This is a genomic window from Arthrobacter sp. I3, from assembly GCF_000520575.1.
GTDB classification, from domain to species: Bacteria; Actinomycetota; Actinomycetes; order Actinomycetales; family Micrococcaceae; genus Arthrobacter; species Arthrobacter humicola_A.
In genome coordinates this window covers 1-2,500 of the sequence record NZ_AZSB01000558.1, presented here as the reverse complement: position 1 = coordinate 2,500, position 2,500 = coordinate 1, and the positions used below count along the sequence as shown (strand labels likewise).

1 protein-coding gene and 1 pseudogene are annotated in these 2,500 nt (G+C 69.3%); both read right to left on the bottom strand.

Going from position 1 to position 2,500, the window contains the following annotated elements; translation table 11 throughout:
- A pseudogene (locus Y706_RS29970) lies at positions 1 to 406 on the bottom strand (ATP/GTP-binding protein); the annotation flags it as partial.
- Positions 406 to 1,908 carry an SCO6880 family protein gene (locus tag Y706_RS0102685; protein WP_028275361.1) on the bottom strand — a complete coding sequence of 501 codons (1,503 nt, stop codon included), beginning with the start codon at positions 1,906 to 1,908 and terminating at the stop codon, positions 406 to 408. The gene Y706_RS0102685 and the pseudogene Y706_RS29970, both read right to left, overlap by 1 nt.
- Positions 1,909 to 2,500: the final 592 nt, after the last annotated feature.

Here is a 2,500-nt window from a genome sequence, read left to right as displayed (position 1 = left end):
ACAGGCCCAGCATCATGCGGCGCACGAGCGTGGATTTGCCCAGACCGGGTTTGCCGAGGATGAACGCGGAGGGGTTGGAAATCAGGTGGGCGCGCTGGAACCAGCTGATCGGATCACAGCAGACCGTGGCCTGGGTTTCCTCGTGCCGACCCAGCGGGACGCCGACCATGGGCGAGGACGTACCCGAGGAAAACGGCCACAGCCCGCAGACCTGCACCGTGGTCCCACGGTATTCACGCACCGCCGGGACCAGGGCCGCAGCCCCTCCCCCGCGCCCTCGCCAGCCACGGGACCCGGGGACACGCAACCGGGCCGGACGAGCCGTGGACGCGCGGCCGTCGCGGGCTTCGGATTCCACACCATCAAGGAGCGGATTCTTCTTCTTCCGTCGAAAGAGCTTCTGCATTACAGGGCCTCTCTGATTTCGGTGGGCAGCAGGATGTGCTTGGGCAGGACCAGTCCGAGCGGCAGGGACGCGGCGAACGCGGTGTCCTGGGAACCGTAGGCACGGCGCAGCAGCACCCGGGCGGTCCCGGAGGTCTGTTCCACGGCGGCGACCGCGTCGGGGAGCCGGGCCGGGTCGGTGACGGTGGCGGTGACGACCATGCCGAAGTTCACCAGCCCGGCACCTTGCGCTTCTTCCTGGGCGGTTTGGGCGGCGGAGCGTGCGTCGACCAGGGCGCGGGCGGAGGGGCGCCCTCCGGAGGTGATGCGGACGTTGGCGTTGTTCTGGTCCCGCTCGACGACGGCGGCGGCCCGGGCCGAATCCATCGGACGGTAGAGCAGGGAAACGCGCTTGCGGTCGATGTCCCCGTGCGGGGCCAACAGCCGGGAGAGAACCGAGGAATTTACCGAACCGCGGGGGGCGCCGGTCATGGTCCAGGAGGCAGAGAACGCGCCGTCGTGCCGGTAGTCGTCCCAGCTCGCCTGCGTCGCAGAGGGGCCGACTTCGCCCCAGGTGAGGGCGACCGGGGATCCGGCGGCGTGGGCTTCATCAATGATCAAGGCCGCGGGCGGGTCGTAGGCGATCCGGACGACCTCGCAGAGTTCCTGCGCGGACATCGGCCGGGCAATGCCAGCGCCGGTGGCCTGCAGCCGGGCACCAAGCCCCGGGATGCGGGAGGCCAGGTCCCGGGCGACGTCTTCGGGTTCGCGCTTCCGGGACCCGGAGCGCAGCGCGGCGGTGAAGGTCAGAGACACCCAGGCCCGGACGGTGGCCGAGCCTTCCGGGTAGGTGCGGACAACCTCGCGAAGGATTGCCTTCGCGGCCTCCGGGGCGTCGGGGTGGATGTTCATTTCAACTTCGTTGCGCAGCCGGTAGCCGGAGTCCGGGGCGGTCTCCACGGTCACGGCCGCGGCCTCCAGCCCGGCTTCATCCCCGAGTCCGGCGATCCAACCGCCCCAGTTCGCGACCCAGGCGTCGACCTGTTCCGGATCCACCAGGGAAGCGCCGTCAGGTTCGGTGGAGAAGACCACGGTGAAGTGGTTCGTGGTGGGGACGTGAAGCATGGCGAAGGGGCGGTTGTAGGAGTCGTTGAACTCGTACAGCCGGGACTTCGCGGCCAGGCCGGGAAGCTGGAACATGCCCCACTCGGTGACCCCTAGTGGGCCGGAACGGTAGAGGTTGGTCCCGCCGGAACGGGCGAGACGGAAGTTCATCCGCGTCGCGGACCGGTCCACGATGGACTGACCATGCTTGTCTTTGACGGTCAGAAGCAGCACGAGCAGTCCGGCGACGGCAAGGACGCTCAGGCCCGGCAGCAGGCCCCAGATGGCGAAGGTGATGATGCCGGCCAGCAGACCGGTCATGACGATGCCGGTGCCGATCGCGCCCAGGCTTCCCAGCCCCGCGGAACGGGGAACCCGCCAGTTGCCGTAGGACGGTTCCTTGTATTCGGTATTNTCCATCGATCCTGATTGGCCGGTTGAATCCTGCGCGGTTTGTTGTGCGGCCTGAGAGGCCTTTGACGCTGCTTGTGCTCCTGCGGCGACGGCGATTCCGGCCGGGCCGGCGGCTTTACCGGCGGAACCTGCGCCGGCTCCTGCGACTGAGCCGGAGGTGCCTGCCCCGGCGGTAGCGGCGCTTCCGGTGGTGCCCTTGCGGGGCGCCCCGCCGGGGCCCGTTGAGCCGGGGGTGGGTTTGCCGTTGCCGCCGTTGCTGCCGCCGGCGCCCTTGCTGCCCTGTGCGCTGGCGCTCTGGCCGGGCTGGCTGGCCGGTGTGGGCGATGCGTTGCCGCGTCCACTGCCCGAGCGGCCCATCGAGACAGCGCCGGTGGCCATGGCCCCCACCGCCGCTCCTGCTCCGCCGCCGGAACCGGAAGCGACAGCTCCGACCATGGGGGTGACGAAGCGCATCAATGCCGGCAGGGCCAGCAGGGCGACAATCATGAGGGCGAAACCGGTAATGGATCCCAGCAGGACGTTGCCGCCCGAGGATCCCATGAGCTTGAAGGCCACGGCGTAGACGATGGCCGCGGCGGGCTTGTAGAGAATGAAAGCG